Source organism: Roseofilum sp. KMC-1 (assembly GCF_057802075.1).
Window position 1 is genome coordinate 725,312 of sequence record NZ_CM173605.1, and the last position, 25,806, is coordinate 751,117.

At 46.0% G+C, this 25,806-nt stretch carries 23 protein-coding genes and 1 pseudogene; 13 read left to right on the forward strand and 11 right to left on the reverse strand.

All coding sequences use genetic code 11. The annotated features are described in order from the left end of the window. Positions 1 to 143: 143 nt before the first annotated feature. Entirely contained in the window at positions 144 to 1,625 is a 1,482-nt protein-coding gene (locus AC3FZD_RS03530; RefSeq protein ID WP_488738803.1) for a M16 family metallopeptidase, read from the forward strand. Between the two features lie 324 nt (positions 1,626 to 1,949). Here AC3FZD_RS03530 and AC3FZD_RS03535 read toward each other — a convergent pair whose 3' ends face one another. From AC3FZD_RS03535 to AC3FZD_RS03545, 3 genes are all read right to left on the reverse strand, one after another. Further along, the gene (locus tag AC3FZD_RS03535; protein WP_488738804.1) at positions 1,950 to 3,080 is read right to left on the reverse strand and encodes a glycosyltransferase; all 1,131 of its coding nucleotides are present in this window, start codon (positions 3,078 to 3,080) and stop codon (positions 1,950 to 1,952) included. Between the two features lie 194 nt (positions 3,081 to 3,274). After that, positions 3,275 to 4,429 carry a UDP-sulfoquinovose synthase gene (locus AC3FZD_RS03540; RefSeq protein ID WP_488738805.1) on the reverse strand — a complete coding sequence of 385 codons (1,155 nt, stop codon included), beginning with the start codon at positions 4,427 to 4,429 and terminating at the stop codon, positions 3,275 to 3,277. 45 nt (positions 4,430 to 4,474) lie between these two features. Continuing rightward, positions 4,475 to 4,681, reverse strand: a complete 207-nt coding sequence (locus AC3FZD_RS03545; protein WP_488738806.1) for a hypothetical protein — start codon at positions 4,679 to 4,681, stop codon at positions 4,475 to 4,477. 51 nt (positions 4,682 to 4,732) lie between these two features. Between AC3FZD_RS03545 and AC3FZD_RS03550 the strand changes: the two genes are divergently transcribed. The 3 genes and pseudogenes from AC3FZD_RS03550 to AC3FZD_RS03560 form a co-directional block, all read left to right on the forward strand. Next, positions 4,733 to 5,032: a DUF2281 domain-containing protein gene (locus AC3FZD_RS03550; protein WP_488738807.1), complete on the forward strand. Its 300-nt coding sequence runs from the start codon at positions 4,733 to 4,735 to the stop codon at positions 5,030 to 5,032. Further along, the gene (locus tag AC3FZD_RS03555; protein WP_283763211.1) at positions 5,029 to 5,277 is read left to right on the forward strand and encodes a UPF0175 family protein; all 249 of its coding nucleotides are present in this window, start codon (positions 5,029 to 5,031) and stop codon (positions 5,275 to 5,277) included. Before AC3FZD_RS03550 ends, AC3FZD_RS03555 begins: the two co-directional genes overlap by 4 nt. Continuing rightward, positions 5,274 to 5,534, forward strand: a pseudogene (locus AC3FZD_RS03560) (PIN domain-containing protein); the annotation flags it as partial. The gene AC3FZD_RS03555 and the pseudogene AC3FZD_RS03560, both read left to right, overlap by 4 nt. Before the next feature lie 116 nt (positions 5,535 to 5,650). Here the strand turns inward: AC3FZD_RS03560 and AC3FZD_RS03565 are convergent. After that, the gene (locus tag AC3FZD_RS03565) at positions 5,651 to 6,004 is read right to left on the reverse strand and encodes a hypothetical protein (RefSeq protein ID WP_488738808.1); all 354 of its coding nucleotides are present in this window, start codon (positions 6,002 to 6,004) and stop codon (positions 5,651 to 5,653) included. 84 nt (positions 6,005 to 6,088) lie between these two features. Then, positions 6,089 to 6,238, reverse strand: coding sequence for a hypothetical protein (locus AC3FZD_RS03570; protein ID WP_488738809.1), 150 nt, complete (start codon positions 6,236 to 6,238; stop codon positions 6,089 to 6,091). A gap of 471 nt (positions 6,239 to 6,709) precedes the next feature. Here AC3FZD_RS03570 and AC3FZD_RS03575 point away from each other — a divergent pair, with 471 nt between their 5' ends. Together AC3FZD_RS03575 and AC3FZD_RS03580 are read left to right on the forward strand one after the other, a co-directional pair. Continuing rightward, entirely contained in the window at positions 6,710 to 7,978 is a 1,269-nt protein-coding gene (locus AC3FZD_RS03575) for an AAA-like domain-containing protein (RefSeq protein WP_488738810.1), read from the forward strand. A gap of 4 nt (positions 7,979 to 7,982) precedes the next feature. Continuing rightward, the gene (locus tag AC3FZD_RS03580) at positions 7,983 to 9,866 is read left to right on the forward strand and encodes an AAA-like domain-containing protein (RefSeq protein WP_488738811.1); all 1,884 of its coding nucleotides are present in this window, start codon (positions 7,983 to 7,985) and stop codon (positions 9,864 to 9,866) included. Positions 9,867 to 10,064: 198 nt separating this feature from the next. Here the strand turns inward: AC3FZD_RS03580 and AC3FZD_RS03585 are convergent, their stop codons facing one another. Then, positions 10,065 to 10,424 carry a type II toxin-antitoxin system PemK/MazF family toxin gene (locus AC3FZD_RS03585; RefSeq protein ID WP_488738812.1) on the reverse strand — a complete coding sequence of 120 codons (360 nt, stop codon included), beginning with the start codon at positions 10,422 to 10,424 and terminating at the stop codon, positions 10,065 to 10,067. Next, complete coding sequence (locus AC3FZD_RS03590) at positions 10,399 to 10,650, reverse strand: hypothetical protein (RefSeq protein ID WP_283763205.1); 252 nt, start codon at positions 10,648 to 10,650, stop codon at positions 10,399 to 10,401. The genes AC3FZD_RS03585 and AC3FZD_RS03590 overlap by 26 nt, the downstream gene beginning before the upstream one ends. A gap of 305 nt (positions 10,651 to 10,955) precedes the next feature. Between AC3FZD_RS03590 and AC3FZD_RS03595 the strand changes: the two genes are divergently transcribed. Further along, on the forward strand, positions 10,956 to 11,747 hold the full coding sequence (locus tag AC3FZD_RS03595; protein ID WP_488738813.1) for a DUF4058 family protein: 792 nt from the start codon (positions 10,956 to 10,958) through the stop codon (positions 11,745 to 11,747). Between the two features lie 194 nt (positions 11,748 to 11,941). Here the strand turns inward: AC3FZD_RS03595 and AC3FZD_RS03600 are convergent, their stop codons facing one another. From AC3FZD_RS03600 to leuB, 3 genes are all read right to left on the reverse strand, one after another. Further along, on the reverse strand, positions 11,942 to 13,711 hold the full coding sequence (locus AC3FZD_RS03600; RefSeq protein WP_488738814.1) for an N-acetylmuramoyl-L-alanine amidase: 1,770 nt from the start codon (positions 13,709 to 13,711) through the stop codon (positions 11,942 to 11,944). 134 nt (positions 13,712 to 13,845) lie between these two features. Further along, positions 13,846 to 14,571: a Uma2 family endonuclease gene (locus tag AC3FZD_RS03605; protein ID WP_488738815.1), complete on the reverse strand. Its 726-nt coding sequence runs from the start codon at positions 14,569 to 14,571 to the stop codon at positions 13,846 to 13,848. A gap of 161 nt (positions 14,572 to 14,732) precedes the next feature. Further along, positions 14,733 to 15,827 carry a 3-isopropylmalate dehydrogenase gene (gene leuB, locus AC3FZD_RS03610; protein WP_488738816.1) on the reverse strand — a complete coding sequence of 365 codons (1,095 nt, stop codon included), beginning with the start codon at positions 15,825 to 15,827 and terminating at the stop codon, positions 14,733 to 14,735. Positions 15,828 to 15,970: 143 nt separating this feature from the next. Here leuB and AC3FZD_RS03615 point away from each other — a divergent pair, with 143 nt between their 5' ends. From AC3FZD_RS03615 to AC3FZD_RS03640, 6 genes are all read left to right on the forward strand, one after another. Then, on the forward strand, positions 15,971 to 16,885 hold the full coding sequence (locus AC3FZD_RS03615; RefSeq protein WP_488738817.1) for a metallophosphoesterase family protein: 915 nt from the start codon (positions 15,971 to 15,973) through the stop codon (positions 16,883 to 16,885). 79 nt (positions 16,886 to 16,964) lie between these two features. Then, entirely contained in the window at positions 16,965 to 17,168 is a 204-nt protein-coding gene (locus AC3FZD_RS03620) for a DUF751 family protein (protein WP_488738818.1), read from the forward strand. 47 nt (positions 17,169 to 17,215) lie between these two features. After that, positions 17,216 to 17,620, forward strand: a complete 405-nt coding sequence (gene rbfA, locus AC3FZD_RS03625) for a 30S ribosome-binding factor RbfA (RefSeq protein ID WP_488738819.1) — start codon at positions 17,216 to 17,218, stop codon at positions 17,618 to 17,620. A 17-nt stretch (positions 17,621 to 17,637) separates the two neighbouring features. Next, entirely contained in the window at positions 17,638 to 19,209 is a 1,572-nt protein-coding gene (locus AC3FZD_RS03630; RefSeq protein WP_488738820.1) for a glycoside hydrolase family 3 N-terminal domain-containing protein, read from the forward strand. A 155-nt stretch (positions 19,210 to 19,364) separates the two neighbouring features. Continuing rightward, positions 19,365 to 20,276: a hypothetical protein gene (locus AC3FZD_RS03635; protein ID WP_488738821.1), complete on the forward strand. Its 912-nt coding sequence runs from the start codon at positions 19,365 to 19,367 to the stop codon at positions 20,274 to 20,276. Between the two features lie 52 nt (positions 20,277 to 20,328). Beyond that, on the forward strand, positions 20,329 to 23,430 hold the full coding sequence (locus AC3FZD_RS03640; RefSeq protein ID WP_488738822.1) for an nSTAND1 domain-containing NTPase: 3,102 nt from the start codon (positions 20,329 to 20,331) through the stop codon (positions 23,428 to 23,430). A 37-nt stretch (positions 23,431 to 23,467) separates the two neighbouring features. On the opposite strand, the gene AC3FZD_RS03645 is transcribed toward AC3FZD_RS03640, so the two are convergent. Then, positions 23,468 to 25,729 (reverse strand): S8 family serine peptidase, encoded by a 2,262-nt coding sequence (locus AC3FZD_RS03645; protein WP_488738823.1) that lies wholly within the window; start codon positions 25,727 to 25,729, stop codon positions 23,468 to 23,470. Positions 25,730 to 25,806 lie beyond the last annotated feature (77 nt).

The following is a 25,806-nucleotide window of genomic DNA, read 5'->3' on the forward strand; positions in this document are numbered from 1 at the left end:
AAAAAGTACAGTTAGGCAAAGATCCCCCCAACCCCCCTTAGATAAAGGGGGCAGTGAAAGTCCCCCTTTTTAAGGGGGATTTAGGGGGATCGAGATCTACTGTAGAACGCAAGCAATACCTATTACCCATTATCCAAAAAATCATGCAAGTAAGACGAGTGATCAAAAAGATAGTTCGGGGGCTGTGGCTGGCTTTAATGGTGCTAAGTTTAGCCCTAACTATTCAATGGCATGAATCAGCCGTTGCCGCTCAGACCAAGCCTTATAACCAGCTCACCTTTCCTCCCCTCCCGGAGGTAAAAGTTCCAGAATATACCGAATTCACCCTGAACAATGGGATTGAGGTCTTTTTAATGGAAGACCGGGATTTACCCTTGGTGACGGGAATCGCCATGTTCCATACGGGCGATCGCCTCGAACCCCAAGAAAAAGTCGGGTTAGCTGGCTTAGTGGGAACCGTGATGCGTAGCGGTGGAACCCAAACCTATTCACCCGATGAACTGAACCAATTCCTCGAAGATCGAGCCGCTTCTATTGAAACCTCCATCGATACCTCAGCCGCTACAGCCCAGTTTAGCGCCCTCACCCCAGATACGGATGAAGTGTTAAGACTCTTTGCCCAAGTCTTGCGCCAACCCGCTTTTGACGAGCAGCAATTGCAGTTAGCCAAAACCCAAGTACAAGGCAGTATTGCCCGTCGCAATGATAGCCCGGATAATATCGCCAGTCGGGAATTTCAAAAGTTAATTTATGGCCAACAAAATCCCTATGCTCGGACAGTGGAATATGACACCCTAGAGGCAATTCAACGGCAGGATTTAATTGACTTCTATCAACAGTATTTTGTCCCCAATAATATGATGTTGGGTTTGGTGGGAGATTTCGATCCCGCCCAAATGCGAGAAAAGTTAGAAGCGATCTTTGGAGATTGGCAACCCAATCCTAATTTTAAGCTGCCTCCCTTACCCAAGGTTTCCCAAGCTCAAAAAGGGGGAGTTTTTGTGGTTAATCAACCCCAACTGACTCAGAGTAATATACTGATGGGCCATTTGGGGGGACAATTTGATAATCCTGACTATTTTGCCCTGTCTGTGATGAATGAGGTTCTCAATGGGTTTGGAGGACGTTTGTTTAATGAGGTGCGATCTCGTCAAGGGTTAGCTTATTCGGTTTATGGGGTTTGGAGTCCTCGTTATGATTATCCAGGGATGTTAATTGCTGGTGGTTCAACTCGTTCAGAGACGACGGTTCCCTTTATTAGAGCCTTGCGCCAACAGTTCGATCGCATCATTGAAAACCCAATTACAACCCAAGAACTAGGGATGGCTCAGGATGCGGTACTTAATTCCTTTGTATTTAATTTCCAACAACCCTCACAAACCCTTTCTCGCTTGATGCGCTATACCTATTATGGGTATCCAAAAGATTTTATTTTCCAATATCAACGGGGTGTAGAAGAAACAACCATTGAAGATGTGCAACGGGTGGCTCAGGAGTATCTGAAACCGGAAGAGATGGTGACTCTAGTGGTGGGAAATCAAGACGAGATCGATCCACCATTGAGCGCCTTAAGTGGGGATGGTCGAGTGACGGCGATCGATGTTACGATTCCTGGACAAAGTTAATACAGCAGGTTTTGCTGCCACTGATATAGCGCTTCGCGCTGTATTGGGGGAATGGGGGAATGGGGGAGCAAGATGCTCCCACTCCAGTCATATCAAAGAATTGAGGGAGTGCGGGCATCTTGCCCGCTTTTTCACCCATGAACCGGATTTGATACAGCAGTTTTCTTGCGTTGTGAGGTACATTAATGGCAGTTTTATAGATCGCTAGAATACCTCACTCGCCCTTATTGAGTCTGTTGTTTACTCCCCCCATTCCCCCATTCCCCCACAGAGGGCGCAAAGCGCTGTATCACCGGAGGTCGTACTAATTCATACCCCAACAGACTAAGCCGCTAGGAGTTGTCGGCTACTCATAACGGCTTGATAATAGCGGCGCAGTTGGCTAGTGGCGGCACTCCAACCCCAGCGTTCGGCTTCTTGGCGGGCATTTTGGCGCAGAGTTTCGCGCTCGGATCGGTTATCAAGGAGTTTCTGGGTGGCAGTAATCGCACCCTGGGGATCGGTGGGATCGAAAAGGTAGCCGTTTACGCCATCGGTGACAATATCAATGATGCCGCCGGTTCCCGCAGCGACAACGGGACAACCCGCAGCCATGGCTTCGAGGAGAACCAGTCCTAGGGTTTCGGTGCTGGAGGGGAAGATGAAGGCATCGGCGGAAGCGAAGGCAGAGGCTAGGGCTTGACCGCGCAGATAGCCGACGAAATGGCTGGGAGTCCCGGCAAAATGTTCTTCTAAAACGGCACGGTTGGGGCCATCTCCCACGAGGGCTAACCTCGCACCGGGGATGCTTTCGAGAACGGGTTTGATGCGATCGATTTCTTTTTCTGCGCCTAAGCGTCCGACATAGAGGAGGAGGGGACTGTCGGGATGGCCTTGGGAGAGGCGATCGCGCATTTCTCTAGAGGCTAAACTGGGATGGAATAACTCTGTATCTACCCCACGCTGCCATAAATCCACCCGTTCAATCTCATGGTTGATGAGTTCTTGTACCATCACACTAGAGGTACAGAGGTTGAGATCCGCTTGGTTATGGGCCCCTTTGAGCAACTCCCATAACAGGGGTTCTAACATACCGAACCCATAATGCTGTAGGTATTGGGGCAGATGGGTATGGTAGGAAGCCACCAGGGGAATTTCCAACTTTTTGCCATAATAGAGTCCTGCTAAACCGAGGATTGCGGGATTAGCCACATGGATGAGATCGGGATTAAATTTGGCGATCGCCTCCCCAATTGCCGGTCGCGGAAACGCCATTTTCAATTCAGGATACCAAGGCAGAGGCATTCCCGATACCCCATAAATTTTCGCTCCTTTATATTCTGTCAGTCCCCCTTCCGGACAAACGATCAACACGCGATCTCCCAACCGTTGGAGATGATCCACGGTTTGGGTTAGACGAGTAACAATCCCGTCAATCTTTGGTAGAAATGTTTCTGTAAACAGAGCAATTCTCATAAAAAATCGCAATCCTTAAAGTAATAAATAAAAAACAGTCACCCGTTATATAGCATTTTCATGGGATTCTTTCCCCCTCCCTTTCATGTCCCTTTGGGGAAAATCCCTCTCCTACGGGAGAGGGAATCGATCTCAACCGGACATTGAAAAACTATCCATCGGGTAACTGGCGACTGAAATAATCGGTCACAAAACTAATTCCGTCGCCAAGATACTTTGGGAAGAATCTGACTCTCATCTACCCGGTCTTTGTATTGTTGGGCCACATTAATCAAAGAATCGAGAAGGGATTCTTCCAAATTGTGCGGTTCTAAGCCCAGGTCTTTGAGTTTGGTGTTTTTAGCATTAAAATAATGTTCTTCCAATTCCACACGAGGATTATCTAAATGGTTAATTTCCACATTTAATCCCAGGTGGCGACCGGCTTTTTCCACCATCACAGCTAAATCACTGATGCTAAACATTTCAGTGAACTGGTTAAACACGCGGAATTCACCAGACTTTGCCGGATTGTTAATCGCAATTTCAATACAGCGCACCGTATCGCGAATATCTAAAAAGCCTCTGGTTTGTCCCCCTTTACCATAAACGGTGAGGGGATGGCCGATCGCCGCTTGAATACAGAAGCGGTTAAGGGCTGTTCCAAACACCCCATCATAATCGAGACGGTTGATGAGCATTTCATCTCGTCTGGTTTGGTCTGTATGCACCCCATAAACCACCCCTTGGTTTAGGTCTGTGGCTCGCAGACCCCAAATCTTGCAGGCAAAATGGATATTGTGGCTATCATGAACCTTAGAAAGATGATAGAAACTTCCCGGTTGTTTCGGATAGGGAAGGGTATCTTTACGGCCATTATGCTCAATCTCAATATAGCCTTCTTCAATATCGATATTGGGAGTTCCATATTCACCCATAGTTCCCAATTTGACCAAATGGGTGTTCGGGAACTCTTCTTTCATGGCAAATAAAAGATTCAAGTTGCCAACCACATTATTGGTTTGAGTCATGACCGCATGTTCGCGATCGATCATGGAGAACGGAGCCGAGCGCTGTTCCCCAAAATGGATGATCGCCTCTGGTTCAAATTGACGCAAAGAGCGAATCAAGAAATCATAATCATTGATATCGCCAATAAACAGATCGATCTTTTTGCCGGTTAATTCATGCCATTTGCGTAACCGTTGCTGAATAGGTGCGATCGGTGTCAGGGTCTCAACACAGAGTTGTTGATCCCAATGACGGCGCACGAGATTATCCAGAATCCCTACTTCATAACCATGGTCAGACAGATAGAGTGCGGTAGCCCACCCACAATAGCCGTCACCACCAATAACCAGGACTTTCATAACGTAACTCGATTCAAAATCATTTATCGATACTCGGTCAATGTATCAGGTTTGTGTCCCCTGTGACACATTTCTTAAAGAAATATTGCTATCGGCCGTTTCTCGATCATCATAGACCGTGCCTGGGATGTCAAGGGGAGGCGTTGGTTGTGCGCTGCGCGCTAGGGAATAGGGAATGGTGTGGGAAGAATGGGTGTTGATTGGGGTTGCTAGGGGCGATCGCTCTGAAAATCGCCACAGGGATATCGCCATATGAGTTTTTCAGTTTACCATAGTATTAATCCGTTGACTTAGGAGAGACCCATGGCAGGAATACCATCCGAGAATACCATCAGCAAGCAAATCCTGGAACGATTGCAATTATTGCCTCAGTCTTTACAGTCGAAGGTTTTAGACTATGTTGATTTTCTGTTGTCAACTGACCCGGATTCTGGAGAAAGTCAGCCTATTAAACCGGGAACGTTAACGGGTTTAAGAGGGATTTTAGCAGATGTCGAATGGGACGAGGAAAGGATTGAGGATGAGTATATCCAACGTCAAAGACAACTGAAGATTGTTGAGTTGTTTGGCACGATTGATTACAATGTGGAGTTAGTCGGATGAGTATTGTTATTTCTGATGAAATCCTGCAAGCTTCTCGACTGACTCCTGATGAGTTTCGTCAGGAAATTGCGTTGTATTTGTTTGAAAGCGGACGCTTGACGGTAGGTTATGCAGCTCAGTTGGCTAATTTGTCACTGCATCAGTTCCGTCAGCTTCTAGAGCAGCGCCAGATTCCTCTTTATTCCTATGATGTGGAGGATTTTGAGTTGGATGTCAGAAATCTGCGGGAGTTGGGGCGCTTGTGATTGTTGTTAGCGATACTTCAGTAATAACGAATTTGGCAGCGATCGCCCATTTAGACTTGTTACCTCAACTCTACAGTCCCATCATTATTCCAGAAGCCGTATATCGGGAACTGGCAGATATCGATCCCCCGGTTCCCGGAACCCTTGAAGTTCAAACGGTTTCTTGGTTTCAGGTTCGCTCTGTTGTGAACCAGGAGCAAGTTAACCATCTGCAATATGAGGTTAGGCTAGATGCTGGGGAATCTGAGGCGATCGCCACAAAGAGAGGGCAATGCTAAAGGGCGATCGCTATTGTTGCGCGATCGCCCCTATAAGCAGTTATTCTAAAACCGATAGGAGTCCTGGTATACAGAACTCCTAGGTTTTTGGTTAGTCAGCTATACATCAAGCACATCATCTCCATATGAGGCATTTTCAATTCCATGGCGAGACAGTCTTCACCACTGATGAGCAAAAACTCCTGTGCTTTTGCCAAGATAAAGGGAAGGCTCTCTAGCAGCTTGGTAGAATTGGTATAGGCATAAACCACCAAAACTGGCTCGATACATAAACCACCCCGTTGGCTCTTCCAACCACCAATACACTGATCGCATTGAATCGGTTTTTGTTGAGCAATGGTAAAACCAGTAGAAAGAAAGGTCAATGCTTCGACTAAAGGTTTAGCCTGTCTTAGCTTTTGCCTTGGAATAATGAAGGCAAGCCGGATATTTAACCACGAGAACTTCATGATACTTTACTCCTGTTTCAGGCGACACATTTTAGTAAGACGATTGAAGGAAAAGAGGAGCAGGCTTTACCCCTCCTTCGGTGTTCATGCAGAAGCATTAGGCGGAACGATTGGATCGGAATGTTCGGTTTTGCCTAAGATCAATCCACTCTGGGCAGTCTCAGTAGTGGTTTTCACGAAGGGAGTGAAGGTAAATACAGTTGACAGCAGAATGACCGTCATAACAAGTTTCATCGGTTTCTGGCCTCATAGCGATGGACAAAAACCACTCAGCGAAATTATTGGAAAATACTTTTTGACTTTTCCAGCTAATTCTTCGCTATTATGAGAGTAATTTACCTAATAGTGGTGGGGTGTCTGGCTTGCCATCCCCCGCCTTCTTTACTCTTCAGTAGTGGTTTTCTAAATAGTAACCCAATAATTTAATCCAAGTAAAGAAAGTTACTCATCACAAGAAACGTAGTATGCATACTACACTATTGGCTACGCATTTGTATGACTTACTTTATGATGCGTATCGAAAAAACTGATTCTTCTTAAAAAGAGTGTTTTGATTATATATAGGGTCAGGTTGATTTAAGTAATCTATACTGATCGGATAATCTCATCAGCAACCTGGGGTGAATAGAACAGGTGGACAAAAGTCAATTTAACCAACGACTCCAAACGCTCAAGGACTCAGCACCAGAGCGTTACGAGATCCTTATGAGCTTCTTAGGTGGACAGACAGCCAAAGATATTGCTCAAGCCAAGCATCTAGCTGACGGAACAGTAAGAAAGCACTTGTCGGAGGTGTACAAGCATTTCCAGATCGGAGGCAAGGGAGAAAAGCAAGGCAAGCTACTGAGTCTATTTATACAACATTGCCCTGAGATGGTGGCAGAGAATCATCCCTTGAGGGCGAAGATACAGGAAGATCATCCTATCTCTTTGTTAACTGGGGTTGTCTCCGTTAATTCTCGTCTTTATGTGCGGCGAAACATACAAGATAGAATTCAGAAAGAGTTTCAAAGTCTTCAAGATGACAATCGATTATTATTACGAATGAAAGGCGCTCAGGGATTAGGTAAATCGAGTGTCTTAATGCGAATAGAGGAATGGCTATCCACTGAGAAAAATCATCAAGTTGCCCGTGTCGATTTATCCAATCTTGAGGATACAGTTTTTCAAGATTTGGATACATTTTTATATAATTTTACCTATACAGTCACTCAAGCATTTAAATGTAAATCAGATGATTTAGATGGATTTTGGCAAAAGAAAATCGCTGTAGGCATTCGTTGCACAGACTACTTAGAATCTTTTGTTTTTTCTAAAGTTACCGATCCTAAAACCCTAATTATTGACGGAGTTGATAGAGTCATCGGGCTAGAGCCTATTCAATCGCCATTTCTTCAACTCCTGCGCTCATGGCATGAGCAGCACATGAAGAAAAATCGTCGCGATCAGCAGTTGGTATTTCCTCATTTATTGCTGGCTTACAGTAGCGAACCGTATGCCCAGTATGAGTTATCTGGCAGTCCTTTGGACAATGTAGGCTTGCCTTTAGAGCTTCATGAATTCAATGATAGTCAAATAGAATCTCTAGCTAAAAAATACGATCTGAGGTGGAGAAAACAGGAAGTCCTTCAACTCAAAGACTGGCTAGGGGGATATCCAGAGTTACTCAATCATGCTTTTTATCATATTAAACGAGAAGGACTCAATCTCAATGAGTTTTTAGCCAAAGTCAAACAACCGGATAGCCCCTTAATTGGGCATTTGCAAAAGAAACTTAAATTACTGCAAGACCACCCCAATCTCGCTCAATGCTTCGATCGAATCCTGCAAGAGCAAACCTGTGTGAATGAATTTGCTAAGTTTCAACTGGAAAAAGCTGGATTAATTAAACTTGAAAATGGTCAATATCAGGTGCGTTGCAGGCTGTATCAGGAATATTTCCAAGAACATCCACTGGTTAATCATGAGGATTAAGGAAATGAAGCAATACTTTCAAGGTGCAAAAGGAGGAGCGTTATCCTTAGAAGCATCAACCTACATTCAGCGTCTTGCTGACTGGGCACTCTATAAATTTTTAACCCAAGAGACGACGCAACAATGTTGTTATATTCTCGCCGCACGACAGTCTGGGAAAACCTCCTTAATGATTCGGATTGCCGACCAATTACAAGGCGATGGTTATCACTGCGTGACGATGAATTTACAAGGGTTTGGTTCAACCGTTAATGAAGCTTTCCTTTGCCAAAGTTTACTCTGGGAGATAACGGCTACATTTCACGCACCTGAAGCTCGAATGCTGAATCAAAATATCGAGCAGCGTTCGCAAGAGATGGCAAATTATCCTTCCGCTTTACAATTTCGAGAATCTCTCAAATATCTGATGCAGTATCTGCGGGACAAAGGGACGGAAAAGCTGATCATTTTCTTGGATGAAATCCAGAGTCTAATTTCTTGGAAGCTGCAAAATAGTTTTCTGGGTTTGCTCAGAGCGTTAGGACAAGAGGAAACCTTGAAGTCCGTTAAGTTTGTGCTTTTAGGTGTGGCTAAACCTACAGACATTCTCACCGATCCGGCTGTGGCGTTCAACACAGCTAAAGGGATTGAATTAGGACGGTTAGATGAGGGGGACTGTAGCGCCTTAATTCAAGGATTAGCAGGATTAAATTGCGATCCTGAACGGCTATTTCAAGAAATTCTCATCTGGACAGGGGGTAAGCCATTTTTAACTCAGGTAGTTTGTAATCTCTGTATTGAAGAACTGAACATTACCGGAGATGAAGATATCCCTACAGCGCTGCAAGACTTGCTTGCAAAAAAACTGATTAATAACTGGCGTAGACATGACCCCCTGTCCCATTTCCAGGAAATTGAACGATGGCTCAGAACAGGCTATACTGCGCTTGAGGAGCGAATCCGCGCTCTAGAGTTATATAAACAATTGTTAACATCAGCAAATGAAATTTACTTTGATGGAGGTCGTGAAGAGCAAATCAATCTGATTGTATCAGGTTTGGCAGCCAAATCTGAAAATTATATTAATGTTTCCAACCGGCTGTATCAAAAGGTGTTTAATGATATATGGGTAGAGGAAACGCAGAATTTTATCTCAAATTTCATCTCAGGGGAAAAGGAGAATCCTATGTTAAACCGTGAAGTATTCATCTTAGTCGATCAAAGCTCATCGATGACTACAAAAGACAGAGGAAAACAGAAAAGTCGGTGGGAACTGATGCCAGAAGCCTTACAAGGTGATATCGACTTGCTTCTCAAAGACCAAGGAGGAGGGAAGAAAATTTGTGAATATGTCACTCTATACCTGTTCAGTCGAGAACGAGTAGGACGTAAATTCAAAATTCCACCCAACAAGTTAGGTAGTAATATTTTTGAAGAAAATTTTCCTAATGGTAATACTTATGTTGTACCAACTCTAGAAGCCTGTTTAAATACTTGGAAAGAGGGTAGTCGTCGAGAAGGGAAAAAAGCATTTATCATTATCTATACAGATGGGATGCTCGATGACCGAGAAGAGTTTGCTGCTTTACTACAAAAAACTTGTAAAGAGTTGACTGATGAAACTGAGTTAAAAGTTCTCTTGTTAGGGATGGGAGAAGATGTTAATAATGTTGTTGAAGATTTCTTGGATCTGGATTTTAATGTGAGGAAAGCAAATAAAGATAAAGATGGAAATCCTTGCAATATCTTTATCTTTGATCTCGTTAAAGAAATCGATGATATCCTTGATCCCTTCAATCGTCAATTAGGTGATGATCCTGATGGCTTAGAGTCGATCCCGAAATGGGTGAAAGAGCGTCATTCGGATTGGTATCAAAAATATGTGAATTTGATCTCAGTAAATCAGTAAAAGGGTAAAAAGTAGGGGCGGGTTCACCAACAATTAGGACACACATAAATCAATGTCCTGAACCCGCCCTCACCATTTCGGTAGAGGTAGGGGCAGGTTTACAGAAGTTATCGATGGGAAATGGGGGATATGGTTAAACCTGCCCCTACAAGAATGGGGAATCATGCTTTTGATTTTATATCGGTCAGTTTTCTCTCTTTACAATCCCAGTGTATGCCTCAATGCTATATCAATCTCTGATGTCGGTATCGAACCAATCACGCGATAAACCGCAGCCAGAGATATGGTTGCTAAATTATCCGTCATAATCACTGAATCAGTGAGTAAACCCGACTGCCCTCCTACAGGAGAATTGAGTAAAACAGTCACCCGACTCGGATGACCCGCTCGAAACATTTGGCTAGTCACCATAGCCACAATAATCTGTGATAACCCCGTTTGTAAATGATCGGCTTGCACGATTAAAGCCGGTCTAGTTTTAGCAGAAGTCAGATTAGAATTGGGGAAAAGCACTAAGGCCACATCACCCCGGCTAACCGTTGGTTTTGGCTGCGTCATAGTTGTCATAAACACTCATTTCTGGACTCTCCCAATCTTCTGCAAATGAGGCTAGACTTTCTCGTAAACGTCCTGCTTCCTCCTGAGTGATTCCCTGAGCCTCTAAGTTAATCTCATTGGAGCCTACAAACGTCACCACAACCGAACTCCCTTCCACCCAATCATCAGGCGGTTCAATCAGTTCTATCCATCCCTGGTGATAAATCCCTTTAACCTGACTAACCATTGCCTCTTCTCAAAACTGCAAATCTTAGGAAAAGTATACCATTCCAACTGCTCGCATGATTTCGTTAATTAATTTTGTAGGGGCGGGTTTTACCAATATCTAGGAAACTAACAAATCAATGTCCTGAACCCGCCCCCCAACCATAAATTCAGGCGATTCCTACGGAAAGCTCTGCTAACGCCCAATTCCGAGACTATAATCAAGACAAAACACTCAGTTGAGGGCAATCCCAACGCTCAACCTTGGATCATTTGCATGGGGCATCGCGCCGTTTATCATAAGTTAAGAAATAACATAAAATTCCCATGGCTTCCCCATTTCCTGGAATGAATCCCTATCTGGAGCATCCAGACCTCTGGTCTGAAGTGCATAGCCGTTTGATTGTTGCTATTGCAGATAATATTGCACCAACCTTACTGCCGAACTATTATGTGGCCATAGAAAAGCGTGTTTATTTGAGTACCCCAGAAGATAGCCTCCTCATTGGTATTCCCGATGTTTCGGTTATCGCTCCAGAGGTGAAATCTGCACAGGAATTAGAACAAAACCCAACCTCAACGGCAACATTGTCGAAACCCGATGAAGCGCAAACGGTGACGGTAGCATTGGCAGAGGAGGTAGAAGAGCGGTATTTAGAAATTCGGGAGACCAAAACGGGACGGGTGGTAACCGTAATTGAGCTACTCTCACCCAAGAACAAACGAGCGGGAGAGGGGAAAGAATCCTATCTGCGTAAGCGTCAGAGCATTTTGACCAGTGCTACCCACTTAGTCGAGATTGATTTACTCCGAGGGGGAAAACCGATGCCGATGCAAGGGGTAACTCAGTTTAAAGACTATCGGATTTTGGTGAGTCGTTGGGATAACAGGCCCCATGCCCAACTCTATGCCTTCAATTTGCCGGACGCTATTCCCAAGGTTGAGTTACCGTTGCAGGGTGGAGATCAGTCCTTAGTCTTCGATCTAAAGCCCATTTTAGATGGGGTTTATGACCGTGGCGGTTATCACTTCCGAATTGATTATAATCGAGCCACTGTTCCTGCACTTTCTAGGAAAGCTGCCGCTTGGGTGAATATGCTCCTATCTGATATCAATTAAAAACTAAAAATTAAAAATTAAAAATTGGGTTTTGTGGGGGCAGGTTTACAAAAGTTATGGATAGGAAATGGGAGATATCGTTAAACCTGCCCCTACAAGAATGGGGAATTCTTGATTGATTCGTAGGGGCGGGTTTTACCAATATCTAGGACACCAACAAATCAATTTTGTAAACCCGCCCTCACCAGGTAATCTCACTGTTGACTTTGACTCACCCAAACCACAATGGCATCAGCGAGAGTGTTGGCGAGTTCTTGTTGGGACTGAGGATCGACAATCCACTCGAATTCTAGGGGATTAATCATGAATCCTAATTCTAATAGGACAGAAGGGGCGATCGCCGGCCGAGTCAGAGCCAAGTTATTCCAAAACACCCCATAGGAAGGACGCTGGAGTTTATCCACCAAATACTGATGTAAAAACATCGCTAAATCATGGCTCTGGGGATGATACCAAAACATCCCCACCCCCGCCGTATTCTCCGCATCTCCGGCATCGGGTAAGGCATTATAATGAATACTCAAGGCTAAATCCGGTTCTTGCGCTTCAATGATCGCCACCCGTTCGTGGGGCCAAAGATCGTCATCCCCTTCACGAGTCATCAAAACCGTTGCTCCTCGTTTCTGCAAAGCCTCCCGCAGCAGCTTCGAGACCACCAAATTCACATCTTTTTCTGGATAGCCGTTTGGCCCTTTTGCGCCCAAATCATTCTCACTTCCATGGCCGGGATCGAGCAAAATTCTCATCCCCTGTAAAGGTTGCGAGGATGACCGAGAAGCCTGGGGAGGATGGCGTAACGACAAAATTAAAGTTGTCCCCTCGTAACGCAGCTTGTAGCCCCATTGCTGCTCGGCTTTGAGGGCAAAAGTATAGTCGATGCGCGTCGGTGAAACCTGTTCCCAATCTAGGCGCTTAATCAGGGGGTCATCGTTGAGATAAATGGTATCGGTTTGGGCGGTGGTATTGTACAAACTCAAGGTTATAGTGTCTTGACGCTGCTGAATGCTAACGGGAACGGGAACTTGTAGGGGAAAGACAATTTCCGTCCATCCAGGAATTTGACGACCTCGAATACTGCGAATGAGGGAAACGGGAGGGGCGGCACTAGAAAATACCCGTGTTTCTTCTCGCTTGATCCATGCGCCATAGTCTAATCTGAGCCATTCCCCCTCTTCGGCGGTAATTTGGGCGCGGGTTCCTTTGGGAAGGGGGGTTAAGCGAGAATAGTCCGTACTAGGGCCAGTGCGAGCGACTCCATTTTCGGCGGTGACTTCAGCAATTTGAAATTCTACGGGGGAGAGGATGGATATTTCTCCTGGGGCGCTTTGGCTGAGGGTTTGGCCGTTCAGAGTAAGCGTAAATTGGGGTTTGCCCAAATTTTGCGCTTCTGAGGTGAGGGGAAGGGTGGCACAGCCTTTATAGGTGGTGCTTTCGAGGCTTGTGGGTTGGTTGTCTTCGGTGAGGACAGCAGAGTTGGGGGGGAGTTCGGGAAGGGAGGAGAGGGGGGTTAGGGGTAGGGTTTGTTGCCCTAGGGTAACGGTGACGGTGGCTTTATTAGGGGCAATGGCGGAAAAACAAACTTGTTCTCCGGGGGGTTTGGCGATGTTGACTTGGGGAGCGAGCGATCCTTCGGCGAAGTTGAGGCCGATAGGAGCGGGGGGAAGGGCAGCGTTACGGATAATGGTAATCTGCTTTTCTTGGTTGCCATGGCGCAGGGTGAAGGTATTTTTTCCCCTGTCTAGGGGAAAACTGGGGGCAAAATGACCTCCAGGGGAGCGGGAAATGACTTGACCATTGACTTTGACTTCTCCGCCAACGGGAGCTGTGCCAATGAGGAAGATGCGATCGGCGGTGGTTTCATGGCGATCGGGGGGATAGGCGATATAGATGTCAGAGTCGCTATAAGCAGGAGCGGCGATCTCCACTGCACTGAGAACGAGGATAGAAGATAAAGGAAATTTCACGGCATTTTATGGAAATAGCAGTTGGTGTAGGGGCAAGTTTTACCCAAAATTGGGAAACCCACCATCAATAATGTAAACCCGCCCCCTTTCGGCGATCGCCCGATGGTCAATTTTTAGTTTTTAATTTTTAATTTTTAATTGATCTCAATGCCTGCGGCTCGCAATTGGGCGGCTAGGCGATCGGCTCGTTGTCGTTCCGCATCAGCTCGCGATCGCTCTTGCTCCACTTTCTCTTTACCCCACAGCAAGAGATTACCCTGTTCATCCCACCAGCGTAGCCAATAGCTCTCTAGATTTTCTCGACACCCTTGCCAAACTCCCAGATATAAACCCATTTCCGGTATCCAAAATCGCCCTTCTGAATTCGGCGATTTGATAGCGTAGCGTTGCTGGTTGCCTAAACAATAGAATTCTAATTCTCCCGTTTTCGGGTCAAAAATGCCGTAATTGGGCACTTGCAAGATTTGCTCGTAATAGAAATACTTGCCTGGGGGATAGGTGGCTTTGATCGAATATTCCCCCCCGTCAGTATCCGATAAAAATTCTAGGACAAGAACCGGCAGATCTCCTTGTAGATTTGGCGTATAACTGCGAATCACTTCTCGACGTTCAACCCGGAGCTGGGGAATATAGGCCCAATCGGGTGCTTTAACGACCATTTTGCCATTGACGGTGGCACAGATCCCATAGTTGGTAGGCGTTAGGGCAGTTCCGGGTAATTTTCCCGCTTGGTCTAAGCTCTCAGTGAGAGCAGCCGCTAGGGCAGGTTGATGAATATTATCCACGGGATCGTCGGGGAGTTCAAAGTGGTCTGGTAGTTTTTCCCAAGTAATTTTGTAGGCTGAAGAAGTGGCTAACATGATGATTGGATACCGGGAAGCGTCAGTGTTGATTATTTTATCATATTTTTGGGTTGCCCCACGTCAGCAATGTTGTAGGGGCGGGTTTTACCCAAATTTAGGAAACCCACCATCAATGAGGTAAACCCGCCCCCTTCCGCCGATCGCCCGATGGTCAATTATTAATTGTTAATTGAATTCAGCGCTCTGAGCAAGGCTTCTCCCATTTCCCGACATCCAACTAATTGTTGTCCTTCAGACATAATATCGCCCGTGCGATAACCTTGATTCAAAACGGTTTGTACCGCATCTTCGATCGCCTGAGCCGCTTGGGGTTGATTAAATGCATAGCGTAACATCATCGCTCCACTGAGAACTTGGGCGAGGGGGTTAGCCTTGTCTTGTCCCGCGATATCGGGGGCTGATCCATGAACCGGTTCAAAGACTCCGGGCCCTGATGCGCCTAAACTGGCTGAGGGTAACATGCCAATACTCCCCGTTAACATGGCGGCGGCATCGGAGAGAATATCCCCAAAGAGGTTACCGGTGACAATCGTATCAAATTGTTTGGGCGCTCTCACCAGTTGCATGGCAGCGTTATCGACATAGAGATGGGAGAGTTGGACATCGGGATACTCGGAAGCCATGGCTGTGACGCGATCGCGCCAGAGTTGCGATACTTCTAACACATTGGCTTTATCCACTGAACAGAGTTGACCGTTGCGCTTCTGAGCTGTTTCAAAGGCAACTTTGGCGATGCGATCGATTTCCCCTTCCGTATAAGCCATCGTATTCACGCCCCGTTTTTGTCCGGTTTCGGTCTCAAAAATACCTTTGGGTTCGCCAAAATAGACCCCACCGGTCAATTCTCGCACGACCATAATATCAACGCCTTCCACCACTTCCCGTTTTAGGGTCGAGGCATCAATCAGTTGGGGTAAAATGGTTGCTGGTCGTAGATTGGCAAATAATCCCAACCCCGATCGCAACCCTAATAACCCCGTTTCCGGTCGTTGATGACGGGGCAAATTATCCCATTTATAACCCCCAATGGCTGCCAGCAAAACCGCATCACTTTGACGACAGGTGTTGAGGGTTTCTTCCGGGAGGGGGCTACCGGTAGCATCGATCGCCGCTCCACCGATGAGGGCTTCTTGAAAGCTAAACTCTAAATCAAACTTCGGGGCGATCGTCTTTAAGACATCCACCATCACAGCCATAATTTCCGGCCCAATGCCATCCCCTGGAAGGAGTGTAATTCGGTAATGCTCAGTCATAACCTTATGAATTTATTTTTGCAGAATGTTTGCAACATTTAAATATAGCGCTAATCCATAATATAATTGTTGACTCTTTAGTACAGAGGAAAGTTAAGCTATACTGTCTAAGTCTGACCGATCGTCAATTAACCCAAACCCTAATGAATATTAAACGTCGTGAACTGCTGCGTTGGGGAACCGGAATTGCCCTAGGATGGGTCATAGGGAAAAAAATTGTATTTAATCGCTCTCAACCTCCCTTAGAAATAGGGATCACCCAAAATAACGTACCCCCTAATACTCCCGATGGAACGCCCCTGTTGCGATTTTTCTCGGTTGCCGATACGGGAACCGGGGCCCAGGGTCAATATGCAGTGGCCTCAGCGATGACTGAGTATACCCAAGAATTTCCCTGCGAATTGGTCGTTTTAGCCGGTGATAATATTTACAATAATGGCGAAATTGAGAAAATCAAAGCGGTTTTTGAAGACCCCTATAAACCCCTACTGGAAAAAGAAATTCCCTTTTATGCCTGTTTAGGAAATCATGATATTCGCACGGATAATGGTGTGCCTCAAACCCAATATCCTCTGTTCAATATGGGAGGAAAACGTTACTATAGCTTCCGTCGGGGTAAGGTGCAATTCTGGGCTTTAGATACGAACTCTAATGCGGATTGGGTCAACCAACTGGCTTGGTTAGAGGAAGAATTAAAACAATCAGATGCACTCTGGAAAATTGTGTTTGGCCATCACCAAATCTATTCTTCTGCCCACTATGGCGTAAATAAGAATTTGATTACCATCCTCACGCCTTTGTTTGAAAAATATGGGGTGCAATTGTATATCAATGGCCATGAGCATGTCTATGAACGCACGTATGCTATTAATGGCACAACTTACCTGATTTGTGGAGCAGGGGCAGGAGTGCGGGATGTGGGACATTCAGAATGGACGGCCTATTGTGCTTCTCGTCTGAGTTTTGCCGCCCATACGGTCTATGAGGATCGCCTGATTATCCAGGGTATCGGAACTGATCGTCAAGTTTTCGATCGGGGTGTGGTTGCGGTTTCCTAGAAAGAGGGGATGGTGAGTGTTCCCTCTCAACGGTAGAATAGCCAGAGACCTGTACAATTTTGGCAATTTAACTAATCCCATGGGAGACTTCTTTCAGAACGTATCGCGGTATCCTCGGTACTTGATTACCTTTACCCTTGGCATTTTCTTCTTTCTGTTCAAAGCCATCCAGCCCCTGTTTAAGAGTCCGGTAACGGCGATCGCCACTTTAGGACTCTTGGTTTCCAGCTTGGTTTTCCTAACCCTGACATTACGGGCTATGCTAGGATTATCTCCGGTGTGAACTAGAGAAGATAACCCCTAATTACCCTAAAGTGTGGAGGAAGTCTTATGGCTAACAGTCGTCGTGTGTCTCGCGTGTCCTCCCAAATTAAGCGCGAAGTCGGCCAAATGTTGCTTCATGACATTAAAGATGACCGAGTAGGGGCGGGTATGGTCAGTGTTACGGATGTGGATGTCTCTGGAGATCTGCAACATGCTAAAATCTTCGTCAGTATTTACGGGACGGAAGAAGCCAAAGCGGAAACGATGGAAGGCTTACAGTCTGCAACTTCCTTTGTTCGTTACGAACTGGGCCATCGGATGCAGTTACGGCGGACTCCAGAGGTGGTATTTTTAGAAGATAAATCTTTGGAAAGAGGCGATCGCCTGTTGCATCTGATTAACCAAATTTCCCACGAGCATCCCCCCCAGGAAGACTCGGAAAATATTGTCTCTGCTGAAGAGAATGAGTAAAGCTGTGGTTTAGAGCGATGTTAGATCCAACCCATGCTTCTCTTCTGCCCGATCCCGTTTCTCTGTCCTTAGAGCAACAGGTTGCCCAAATGGTGGTGATTCGAGCAAGTGGTTATTTGTTTGATCATCAAATCCGTTATCCGGACTGGGAACCGCCTAATCATACCCTGAAAAGTTGGATTGCCCAGTGGGGTGTGGGGGGCGTTATCCTCGTTGGTGGCAGTGCGGCAGAACTCCACGATCGCATTAATACGATGCAAAGTTGGGCGACTTTTCCCCTCTTGGTGGGGGCAGATGTGGAGGAAGGGGTGGGACAACGCTTTAGTGGAGCGACCCATTTCCCGCCCCCTATGGCTCTGGGGGCGATCGCCGAAAAATCCCCCCAAGCTGCTCGCCACTATGGCCAACAGATGGGGGAAATGACGGCGAAAGAAGCGGTGGCGATCGGTTTGAATTGGCTCTATGCACCGGTAGTTGATGTCAATAATAATGCTCAAAATCCCGTGATTAATGTGCGGGCATTTGGGGAAACACCGCAACGGGTGAGTCAGTTAACGGCTGCTTATATTGAGGGCGCTAAACCCTATCCGATTTTAACCACGGCTAAACATTTTCCCGGCCATGGGGATACAGCCGTAGATTCCCATCTGGAGTTGCCGGTGCTTCCCCACTCAGCAGCGAGGTTAGGGGAAATTGAGCTACCGCCGTTTCAGGGGGCGATCGCCTCTGGAGTCGATAGCATTATGAGCGCCCATCTGCTGATTCCTGCTTGGGATGAGCAGTACCCAGCCACATTATCGGCCAAAATCCTCACCCAGAAATTGCGGCAAGAGTTGGGATTTACGGGCTTAATTGTCACCGATGCTCTGGTGATGGGAGCGATCGCCAAGCATTATGGCAGCAACGAAGCCGCCGTTTTAGCGGTACAAGCTGGTGCAGATATCCTCTTGATGCCCCAAGATCCTCCAGGGGCGATCGCCGCCGTCTGTGCCGCCGTCAAAGCCGGAACCATCCCCCCAGAGAACATCCAAGCCTCCGTAGAGCGAATTTTTCAAGCCAAACAAAAAGTTAAAAAGAGACCCGATCATCCGCAATTCTCCCAAGATCTGGCAACCCCAGAAACTCGCCAAGTGGTGCAATCTATTCTTCGGGATGCCCAGGAAACTGGCGGTAGTCTACCCTTCAATCCCCCAGGGGGTTGTAATTTAATTGTAGTCGATGATGCCTTAGATTGTTCCGTATTGGCTAAACCAGCGCCCGCAATTGCTATCCCCGAATCTCAGGGATATCAGTTTAAGCTAGTAGACCGTCATACCCCCAGTTCACCCAGCCCAGGTCAAGAGCCAACTTTGTTACAATTATTCGTTCGGGGTCATCCCTTTCGGGGCAGTTCCACGTTGAATGAAACGGCGATCGCCTGGTTTGAAGCCTTACTCAAAACGGATAATTTGCAAGCCTTGGTGATTTATGGCAGTCCCTATATCCTGGAGGTGCTGCGTCCTCAACTGCCCCATCATGTGCCTTATGTGTTTAGTTACGGACAAATGCCGGATGCTCAGGCGATCGCCCTGAAAACCCTAGGGTTTTGAACGTTCCTCTTTACCGATCGCTTCCTTCGGGCGATCGCCTTGTTAATGTAGTTACTAAAACCTGTATCAACAGGAGAAACCATCCCTGGGCAGAGACAGGGGTTTTTCCGGCTGTATCTGAATTTGATCTAAAATGTGGATCGGAGGTAATATAAATGACTGAGAAGCCATGCACTCCTAATTTACCAGAAACTGAGGCGCTTTTATCCGAACTGTTTGCAGAGGTGCAAAAGTGGGAAGGAACCCTTGCCGGTGGGCAAAAATTGGGGATTGGAGCGGATGCAATAGAGCGGTTACGCCAATCTCAGGTTAGTTTTGGTAATCCCCGCGATCGCCTAATTCATCTGACTCAAGAGACGTTTAACCATAGTGGCACTGAACTGAGTAATCTCTACAAGCAACAGATGCAGACTCAGTTTAACTTTTATTCTATGACCCTAACAGTTAATTTGCGTCCTGAACGGGCGGCTAAATTTTGGCGCTTGACTTGTGAGCTGGATTTTGGCCCGAAAGGAAGTCAAGAACCCATTGTACAAAGCCTATTTCCGACCCAAAAATGGCGATCGGTCATCAGTGGTGGTGTGGGGATGGATGTGGGTTTAAATGGGGATTTAGATTGGCAAGTGGGAGTTGATAGCAGTGATTTTGCTCCGATAGAATCCCTACCTGCGGAACTCAAAGCGAGTGTGGGTAACAAGAATGATTTAAAAGCCTTTTTAGCTGTTCCCGATTATCGCTATGAATGGGGTCATGCGGAAATTATAACCCATGGTGAAGGGGATTCTACCTGCTATTGGCAAATTAATGATAATGAGTTACAGAAAATGGGGACAGCGAAATTTGCGATCGTTTTTAAAGTTCCCAAAGGAACAGAATCAATTACCTTAAAAGGGACGGTATGGGCTGAACCCGATCTGAATTGGTTAACGGCGGATATTCGAGATGTATTTGCTGATTTGTCAGATCATTTCAAAGACTTATTGCGACAAAAGAATCAACAAGCTCATCGCTTTGCTCGTGGGGATGCGGAAGAATGGGAGTTAGAGTTACCCAAACTTACTGACTGATCATTTAAGAGTCATTGGTTATAATTGGTTTAATCAAGGACAAGGATTAGCGATGATGAAAACTTACTACACCTATCGCATTCGAGTGGCCAACGATGAACGGGTACAGGTGGAAAAGTGGAGTCCGCAACATCAGGAGTTAGGACAACCTTCTGGCGTTTTTCGCTACTACGAGAAATTAGCAGAACTGACTCCTTTATGGGAGCTGGCTTGTGAGAATAGCCTCAATGATGCGGGGAAAACGCGGCAACTGGGCGAGGTTTTATTTGAGATTCTGTTTGATGATGTGCTGCGCCAGGATTTTGTCAATTTTTACCATCAAGTTGTGCAGCAAGAGCAGCAACTGCTGCGGGTAGAATTAGATATTGATGAGAGAAAAATGCCCCAAGTGGCAGCACTGCCTTGGGAGTTTTTGTGTTTGCCGAAAAAAGCCCATTTAGGCACAATCTGGATGGGAACTGTGCCGGAGTTGGCGTTTTCCCGTCGCCGTTCCCAATGGATTCCTGCACCAGCGATCCAGTTAAAGGCGGAGGAAAAACTGAAGATTGCTTTGGTGATTTCTGCTCCCTCTGATTTGCCTCCTGTGGCTTATGAAAAAGTGCAAATGGAGTTGGAGCAATTGGTGAGGGAAAAATCGGAACAAGTGGAACTTTTGCCGGTGGTGAATTCGGCGAATCTGGAGGCGATCGATCGCGTTTTATGCCACAAACCGCATATTTTTCACTTTATTGGTCACGGACGGTTACAGGGCGATCGCCAAGCGGGGCAAATTGCCTTGGTCGATCCAGACTTTGATGAGGCTAAGTGGGTAGATGGGGATGATTTTAGCGAACTGTTTAATCAACATCGTCCCGGTGTGGTGATGCTGCAAGCTTGCGAAACGGGGCAGTTATCGGCATCCCAGGCTTTTGTGGGAGTGGCTTCGAGTTTGGTGGAGCAGAATATTCCTGTTGTGGTGGCTATGCAATATGAGGTGAGTAATAGCACAGCGACTCGATTTGCTCGGCGTTTTTACGAACAGTTAGCCTTGTACAATCCGGTGGATATTGCGGCTCAATATGGACGACGGGCGATCGCCCTCGGCCCCACTCAATATCACAAGCGCGACTTCGCCATTCCCGTGATTTTCATGCGGGTGCAAGATGGGTATTTGTTTGAGCATCAGAGGGAACTGGCCGCAACAATCTACAACTATAACCGGGAAGCTAACCCGATCGCCACAGAAACGGATAATTTACCCTGTCCCTATCGAGGATTATTTCACTTTGGCCCCAAGGATGCAGAATACTTTTTCGGTCGCGAGTCCTTTATTGAGGAACTCTATCAAGCTACTCGAACGCGCAATTTTATTCCCCTGTTGGGTGCGTCGGGAAGTGGCAAATCTTCCGTGGTGTTTGCGGGGTTAGTGCCGAAACTGCAAGGGGAAGGATCTTGGCAGTTTACCTATTTTCGCCCTGGTGTGATTCGCAAAAAGGATAAACAGGACATTCCCGATCCCTTTTATGCTCTGGCTACGGCCCTAGTTCCTCTGTATGTGCCTGATGCGGATGAAACCGAACAACTGAAGCAGGGGAATACTTTGGCGGATCTTCTCCGCAGTGGCGAGGTGTTGCTATCGGATGTGATTACGACCATTCAACGCCATTATCCTGGCGATCGCCTCCTCTTAATTGCCGACCAATTTGAAGAACTCTATACCCTTTGTACCGACCCAAAAGTTCGCCATCAATTTCTCGATATTTTGATTGACAATATCTATACCCCTAGTGCCGATTCCTCTTTAGTGTTGGTGCTGACGATGCGGGCTGATTTCTTGGGCAATGCCTTGTCCTATGCCTCCTTTGCTCAAGTGCTGAAAGATGACATAAAGTTGGGGGCGATGAATCAGACGGAACTGCGTGATGTCATTGAGAAACCGGCACAAAAACTAGGGGTAACCTTTGAACTGGGTTTAGTGGAAACCATTCTTGATGATGTGGAAGATGAACCGGGAAATTTACCCTTACTAGAATTTGCCCTTACCGAACTATGGAAGCGACGCAAAGGACAGAAAATTACCCATCAAGCTTATCAAGAAATCGGCAAAGTTCAGGGCGCTTTAACTCGTCATGCCGATCGCATTTTCAGCAAGTTGACTCCAGAAGAAAGAAAAGCAGCCCAACGGATTTTTCTGAAGTTAGTCAATCTCGGAGAAGGAACCGGAGACACCCGCAGACAGGTGACGCAAGCGGAAATCGGAGTATCGAATTGGCCTTTTGTCAAGCAATTAGCTGATGATCGCTTAGTGGTCACCAGCGATACCAACAATCAAGAAACCGTGGAAGTTATCCATGAAGCCCTAATTCGGAATTGGTCTCAACTCAGGGAATGGATTGAGGAAAGTCGGGAAGCAATGAGAACCGCACGGAAAATTGAGGCTGAGGCTAAGGAATGGGAAACTCAAGGCAGAAATAAGGGTTATCTGCTGCAAGATCGGCGGTTAAGAGATGCTAAGGAGTTTATGCAATCTGACCATCCAGAAGTCGAGTTATCTGAGTTGGTTAAAGAGTTTATTAAGGCGAGTCAAAAGAAACAGCGTATTGATACCTTCAAAAGTATTCCGATTCAATTCATAGCATTCTCAGTAGGACTTATCCTAATCATGAGTATGGTAAATTTGGGAATTAGAAAGTGGGCATCTTATAGGTTTGAGACTGCTGCTCAGAAAGAGTCTTGCCCTCCAAAATTTTTGAGCAGTTTTCTTCTTAGATACTTATTCTGGTCTAATTTTGGAGAAAGATTGTATTTATCAAACATGAGTCTTTGTAACCAGGATTTGTCAGGAATTGATTTATCCAACTCTACATTTACAAATTCATTTCTCGATCAAGCAGACTTTGAGAATGCTAAGTTAAACGGGGCAGTTTTTAGAGGCGTTACACTAGAAAAAACATCCTTCAATACCCAGGAACTTGAGGGTATAATTTTTATTAATTCTGATTTATCGAAGTTAGCAAATAGGGATAAAATCAACGAAAAAATAAGTTCAGGAAGTATTAAAATTTGTTGCTCAAAACTACCTCTAGAGATTGGGATAGATTTTAAAAGAGATTGCCAAGATTCAAACGTATCTGGAAATATGGGCATGGGCAACTCTTGCCTTTTCAGGAGGTAAAAAAAAGAAGAACGACTGTAGCTCTCTAGCAGCCAGGTTAGATGGGTACGTTGCATGATTGCCCCTTGTACGTTAATGTTGTTCCTCCGTCATATTTTTCTGCCGTGCACGCGCAGCCAAACCGTTCAGTCTCAGACCCACTATAACTCGGCAATTCACGATCGCAAGAGCAAGACTCAAATTCTCCTAAAGCTTCAGTCGCCATTTCAGAAATTTTTGCATTTCCAGAATTCATTGCTGCAATGAGAACTCGCGTTGCCAGCTTTTGGTATTCTTTCACTTTCAGCAAGCTTTTGGCTGCATAAATATGTTTTTCGATAATTTCAGCTTCAGATTGTGCTTCCAGGATATTCCCTAATCCGTTTGCAAAATCGGTATTTTGCTCTAATCGATCTTTCAACTCTTTATTCATCCAGCCTTTAGACTGAATGGTTTGGTCAATCATTTGACGAATGTCGTCTGCAACAATTTTACTGTCTTTATCTCGATCGACTTCTTTTACACAAGCAACCAAGGCTAGAATGCCATCAGTTCTCGGCGATCGCGGACTAAAATGATCCTCCAACAAGGAAAGCTGGACTTCTTCAATTTCGTTTGCTTCAATCTTGCGCTTGATGATGGCATCAAATTCATTGCGAATCTCGTCTAACTTTTCTCTAAGCTTGGGATAATTAGCAGACATTTTAGGTTTCCTCTTCGATAAAATAGGGTTCGATACAGTGGGTTCAGGAGTAGATGAAAATAAGGTAACACTTGAGGGTTCAAGTCCAACCGCCTCGTCAATCACAGAGGGGTTAGAAGCGGGGGAAGCGATGGGTGGAGGATCTGCCGTTACATCTGGTTTAATTGCTTGAACGGCTTCCCAGGCGTTGGCTAAACCATATCCAGTGTGGATGTCATGGCCAATACCAACCTGATATCTTGGATCGGCCTTTGATTCCAAAGTAACATCAGTGGCCGTTTTTTCCAAAATCTTTTTAATTTCTGCTGGAGATAAATTGGGAGCAATTTGTTTAATTAAAGCACAAATTCCAGCTAATTGGGGAGCGGCGGCCGATGTGCCACTAAAGGCAGCCCAGCCATCATTAGGACTTGTGCCATCTCCTTGTTTGGCATATTCATCATCCGCTTGACACCCCGGTGGAATGGGCAACATAATGTACTCGCCGTGGGGAAGATGACCGACTAAACCGCAAACATCGGGAACGGTGCGCCCTGGATAGACGGGACTGATAAAGCCACTGCTATAGCTACTGGCTTCGAGTTGGTTCTGACGAGACTCATCGAGGGGCATGTAAACCCCTCCAGCAGCAATGACTTCTGGATGTTGGGCGGGAAATCCCCAATGACCGTTACCCGCAGCGAAAATGACGACGATGCCTTGATTTACGGCATCGGCAACTAAGCTGGCTAAGACTTTGTTATAAGGAGATAGGGTGGGGCTGCTTTGGTGGATGCCCCAACTACAGGAAATGATATCGGGTTTTAGGGCGATCGCCGCTCGCAATGCCGCAACAGAATTCAGATTCCGTGAAGGCCGCTTATACAGCGCCACATCTGCCTTAACCATGGTAAAGTCTACCTCTGGCGCAATGGCAAATAAGTTGGCTGACTCTCCCGTTCCATGGCCGTGATCGTCTTTTTCGGGTTCCAATGAACCGGGAGCTAAGACTACCTTTCCTTGATATTGATTGCTTTGAAAAAAGGGATGGCGATACCAACCGGAGTCTACCATCACCACTTTTACCCCCCGGCCGGTAATTCCGAGCTGATGCAGGCGATCGCTCTTTAACCCCTTGGCAATATTGTCTGGTGCATAAAGATAACGGGATTGGTCAGTAAAAGGGGGAAACTCTGCCGGAATATTGGGGCGAATGGCATAATAAATCGGTTCATTTAGGGCAATGCCTGCCAGATGATTCGTCCAATTACTTTTAGATATATCTATTTCGCCTTGGGGTTTATTGTCCAAAGAGTCCAGATAAGTCCCTACAGCAAAATCCCCAAACTCTTTGTTAACCCGGCGCTCAAATGCTCTCAGACGGGTATTAAATTCTTGCTCGTATAATTCTGGCGGCCCGGCAATACTAATGGAGGAGCGACCCACGGATAAGACTTCAAATTTTGCTTTTCGCAGACGATTTTCCGTTTCTTTGAGTAAACGCGGGTCAGCATCAAACTCAGAGAGATTTTGACTGGTCACCAAGGTGGGAGAGGATAACAGAGATGATCCCGTTGCCGAAATGAGAACGGCTTCTGCATAGACTTTTGGTGGTAACTCTGTCGTGTATCGGTACATCGAGTTCTCTTGCCTACTCTTGAAGAACACGATTTTAACTTACCTGCTTAGATAGACTAGAAACCGTTAATAAAATT

Excerpts from the sequence above, each read along its gene's own strand:
- AC3FZD_RS03530 (WP_488738803.1), top strand. The coding sequence starts at position 144 with ATGCAAGTAAGACGAGTGATCAAAAAGATAGTTCGGGGGCTGTGGCTG.
- AC3FZD_RS03535 (WP_488738804.1), bottom strand. The coding sequence starts at position 3,080 with ATGAGAATTGCTCTGTTTACAGAAACATTTCTACCAAAGATTGACGGG.
- AC3FZD_RS03540 (WP_488738805.1), bottom strand. The coding sequence starts at position 4,429 with ATGAAAGTCCTGGTTATTGGTGGTGACGGCTATTGTGGGTGGGCTACC.
- AC3FZD_RS03545 (WP_488738806.1), bottom strand. The coding sequence starts at position 4,681 with ATGGCGATATCCCTGTGGCGATTTTCAGAGCGATCGCCCCTAGCAACC.
- AC3FZD_RS03550 (WP_488738807.1), top strand. The coding sequence starts at position 4,733 with ATGGCAGGAATACCATCCGAGAATACCATCAGCAAGCAAATCCTGGAA.
- AC3FZD_RS03555 (WP_283763211.1), top strand. The coding sequence starts at position 5,029 with ATGAGTATTGTTATTTCTGATGAAATCCTGCAAGCTTCTCGACTGACT.
- AC3FZD_RS03565 (WP_488738808.1), bottom strand. The coding sequence starts at position 6,004 with ATGAAGTTCTCGTGGTTAAATATCCGGCTTGCCTTCATTATTCCAAGG.
- AC3FZD_RS03570 (WP_488738809.1), bottom strand. The coding sequence starts at position 6,238 with ATGAAACTTGTTATGACGGTCATTCTGCTGTCAACTGTATTTACCTTC.
- AC3FZD_RS03575 (WP_488738810.1), top strand. The coding sequence starts at position 6,710 with ATGAGCTTCTTAGGTGGACAGACAGCCAAAGATATTGCTCAAGCCAAG.
- AC3FZD_RS03580 (WP_488738811.1), top strand. The coding sequence starts at position 7,983 with ATGAAGCAATACTTTCAAGGTGCAAAAGGAGGAGCGTTATCCTTAGAA.
- AC3FZD_RS03585 (WP_488738812.1), bottom strand. The coding sequence starts at position 10,424 with ATGACGCAGCCAAAACCAACGGTTAGCCGGGGTGATGTGGCCTTAGTG.
- AC3FZD_RS03590 (WP_283763205.1), bottom strand. The coding sequence starts at position 10,650 with ATGGTTAGTCAGGTTAAAGGGATTTATCACCAGGGATGGATAGAACTG.
- AC3FZD_RS03595 (WP_488738813.1), top strand. The coding sequence starts at position 10,956 with ATGGCTTCCCCATTTCCTGGAATGAATCCCTATCTGGAGCATCCAGAC.
- AC3FZD_RS03605 (WP_488738815.1), bottom strand. The coding sequence starts at position 14,571 with ATGTTAGCCACTTCTTCAGCCTACAAAATTACTTGGGAAAAACTACCA.
- leuB (WP_488738816.1), bottom strand. The coding sequence starts at position 15,827 with ATGACTGAGCATTACCGAATTACACTCCTTCCAGGGGATGGCATTGGG.
- AC3FZD_RS03615 (WP_488738817.1), top strand. The coding sequence starts at position 15,971 with ATGAATATTAAACGTCGTGAACTGCTGCGTTGGGGAACCGGAATTGCC.
- AC3FZD_RS03620 (WP_488738818.1), top strand. The coding sequence starts at position 16,965 with ATGGGAGACTTCTTTCAGAACGTATCGCGGTATCCTCGGTACTTGATT.
- rbfA (WP_488738819.1), top strand. The coding sequence starts at position 17,216 with ATGGCTAACAGTCGTCGTGTGTCTCGCGTGTCCTCCCAAATTAAGCGC.
- AC3FZD_RS03630 (WP_488738820.1), top strand. The coding sequence starts at position 17,638 with ATGTTAGATCCAACCCATGCTTCTCTTCTGCCCGATCCCGTTTCTCTG.
- AC3FZD_RS03635 (WP_488738821.1), top strand. The coding sequence starts at position 19,365 with ATGACTGAGAAGCCATGCACTCCTAATTTACCAGAAACTGAGGCGCTT.
- AC3FZD_RS03640 (WP_488738822.1), top strand. The coding sequence starts at position 20,329 with ATGATGAAAACTTACTACACCTATCGCATTCGAGTGGCCAACGATGAA.
- AC3FZD_RS03645 (WP_488738823.1), bottom strand. The coding sequence starts at position 25,729 with ATGTACCGATACACGACAGAGTTACCACCAAAAGTCTATGCAGAAGCC.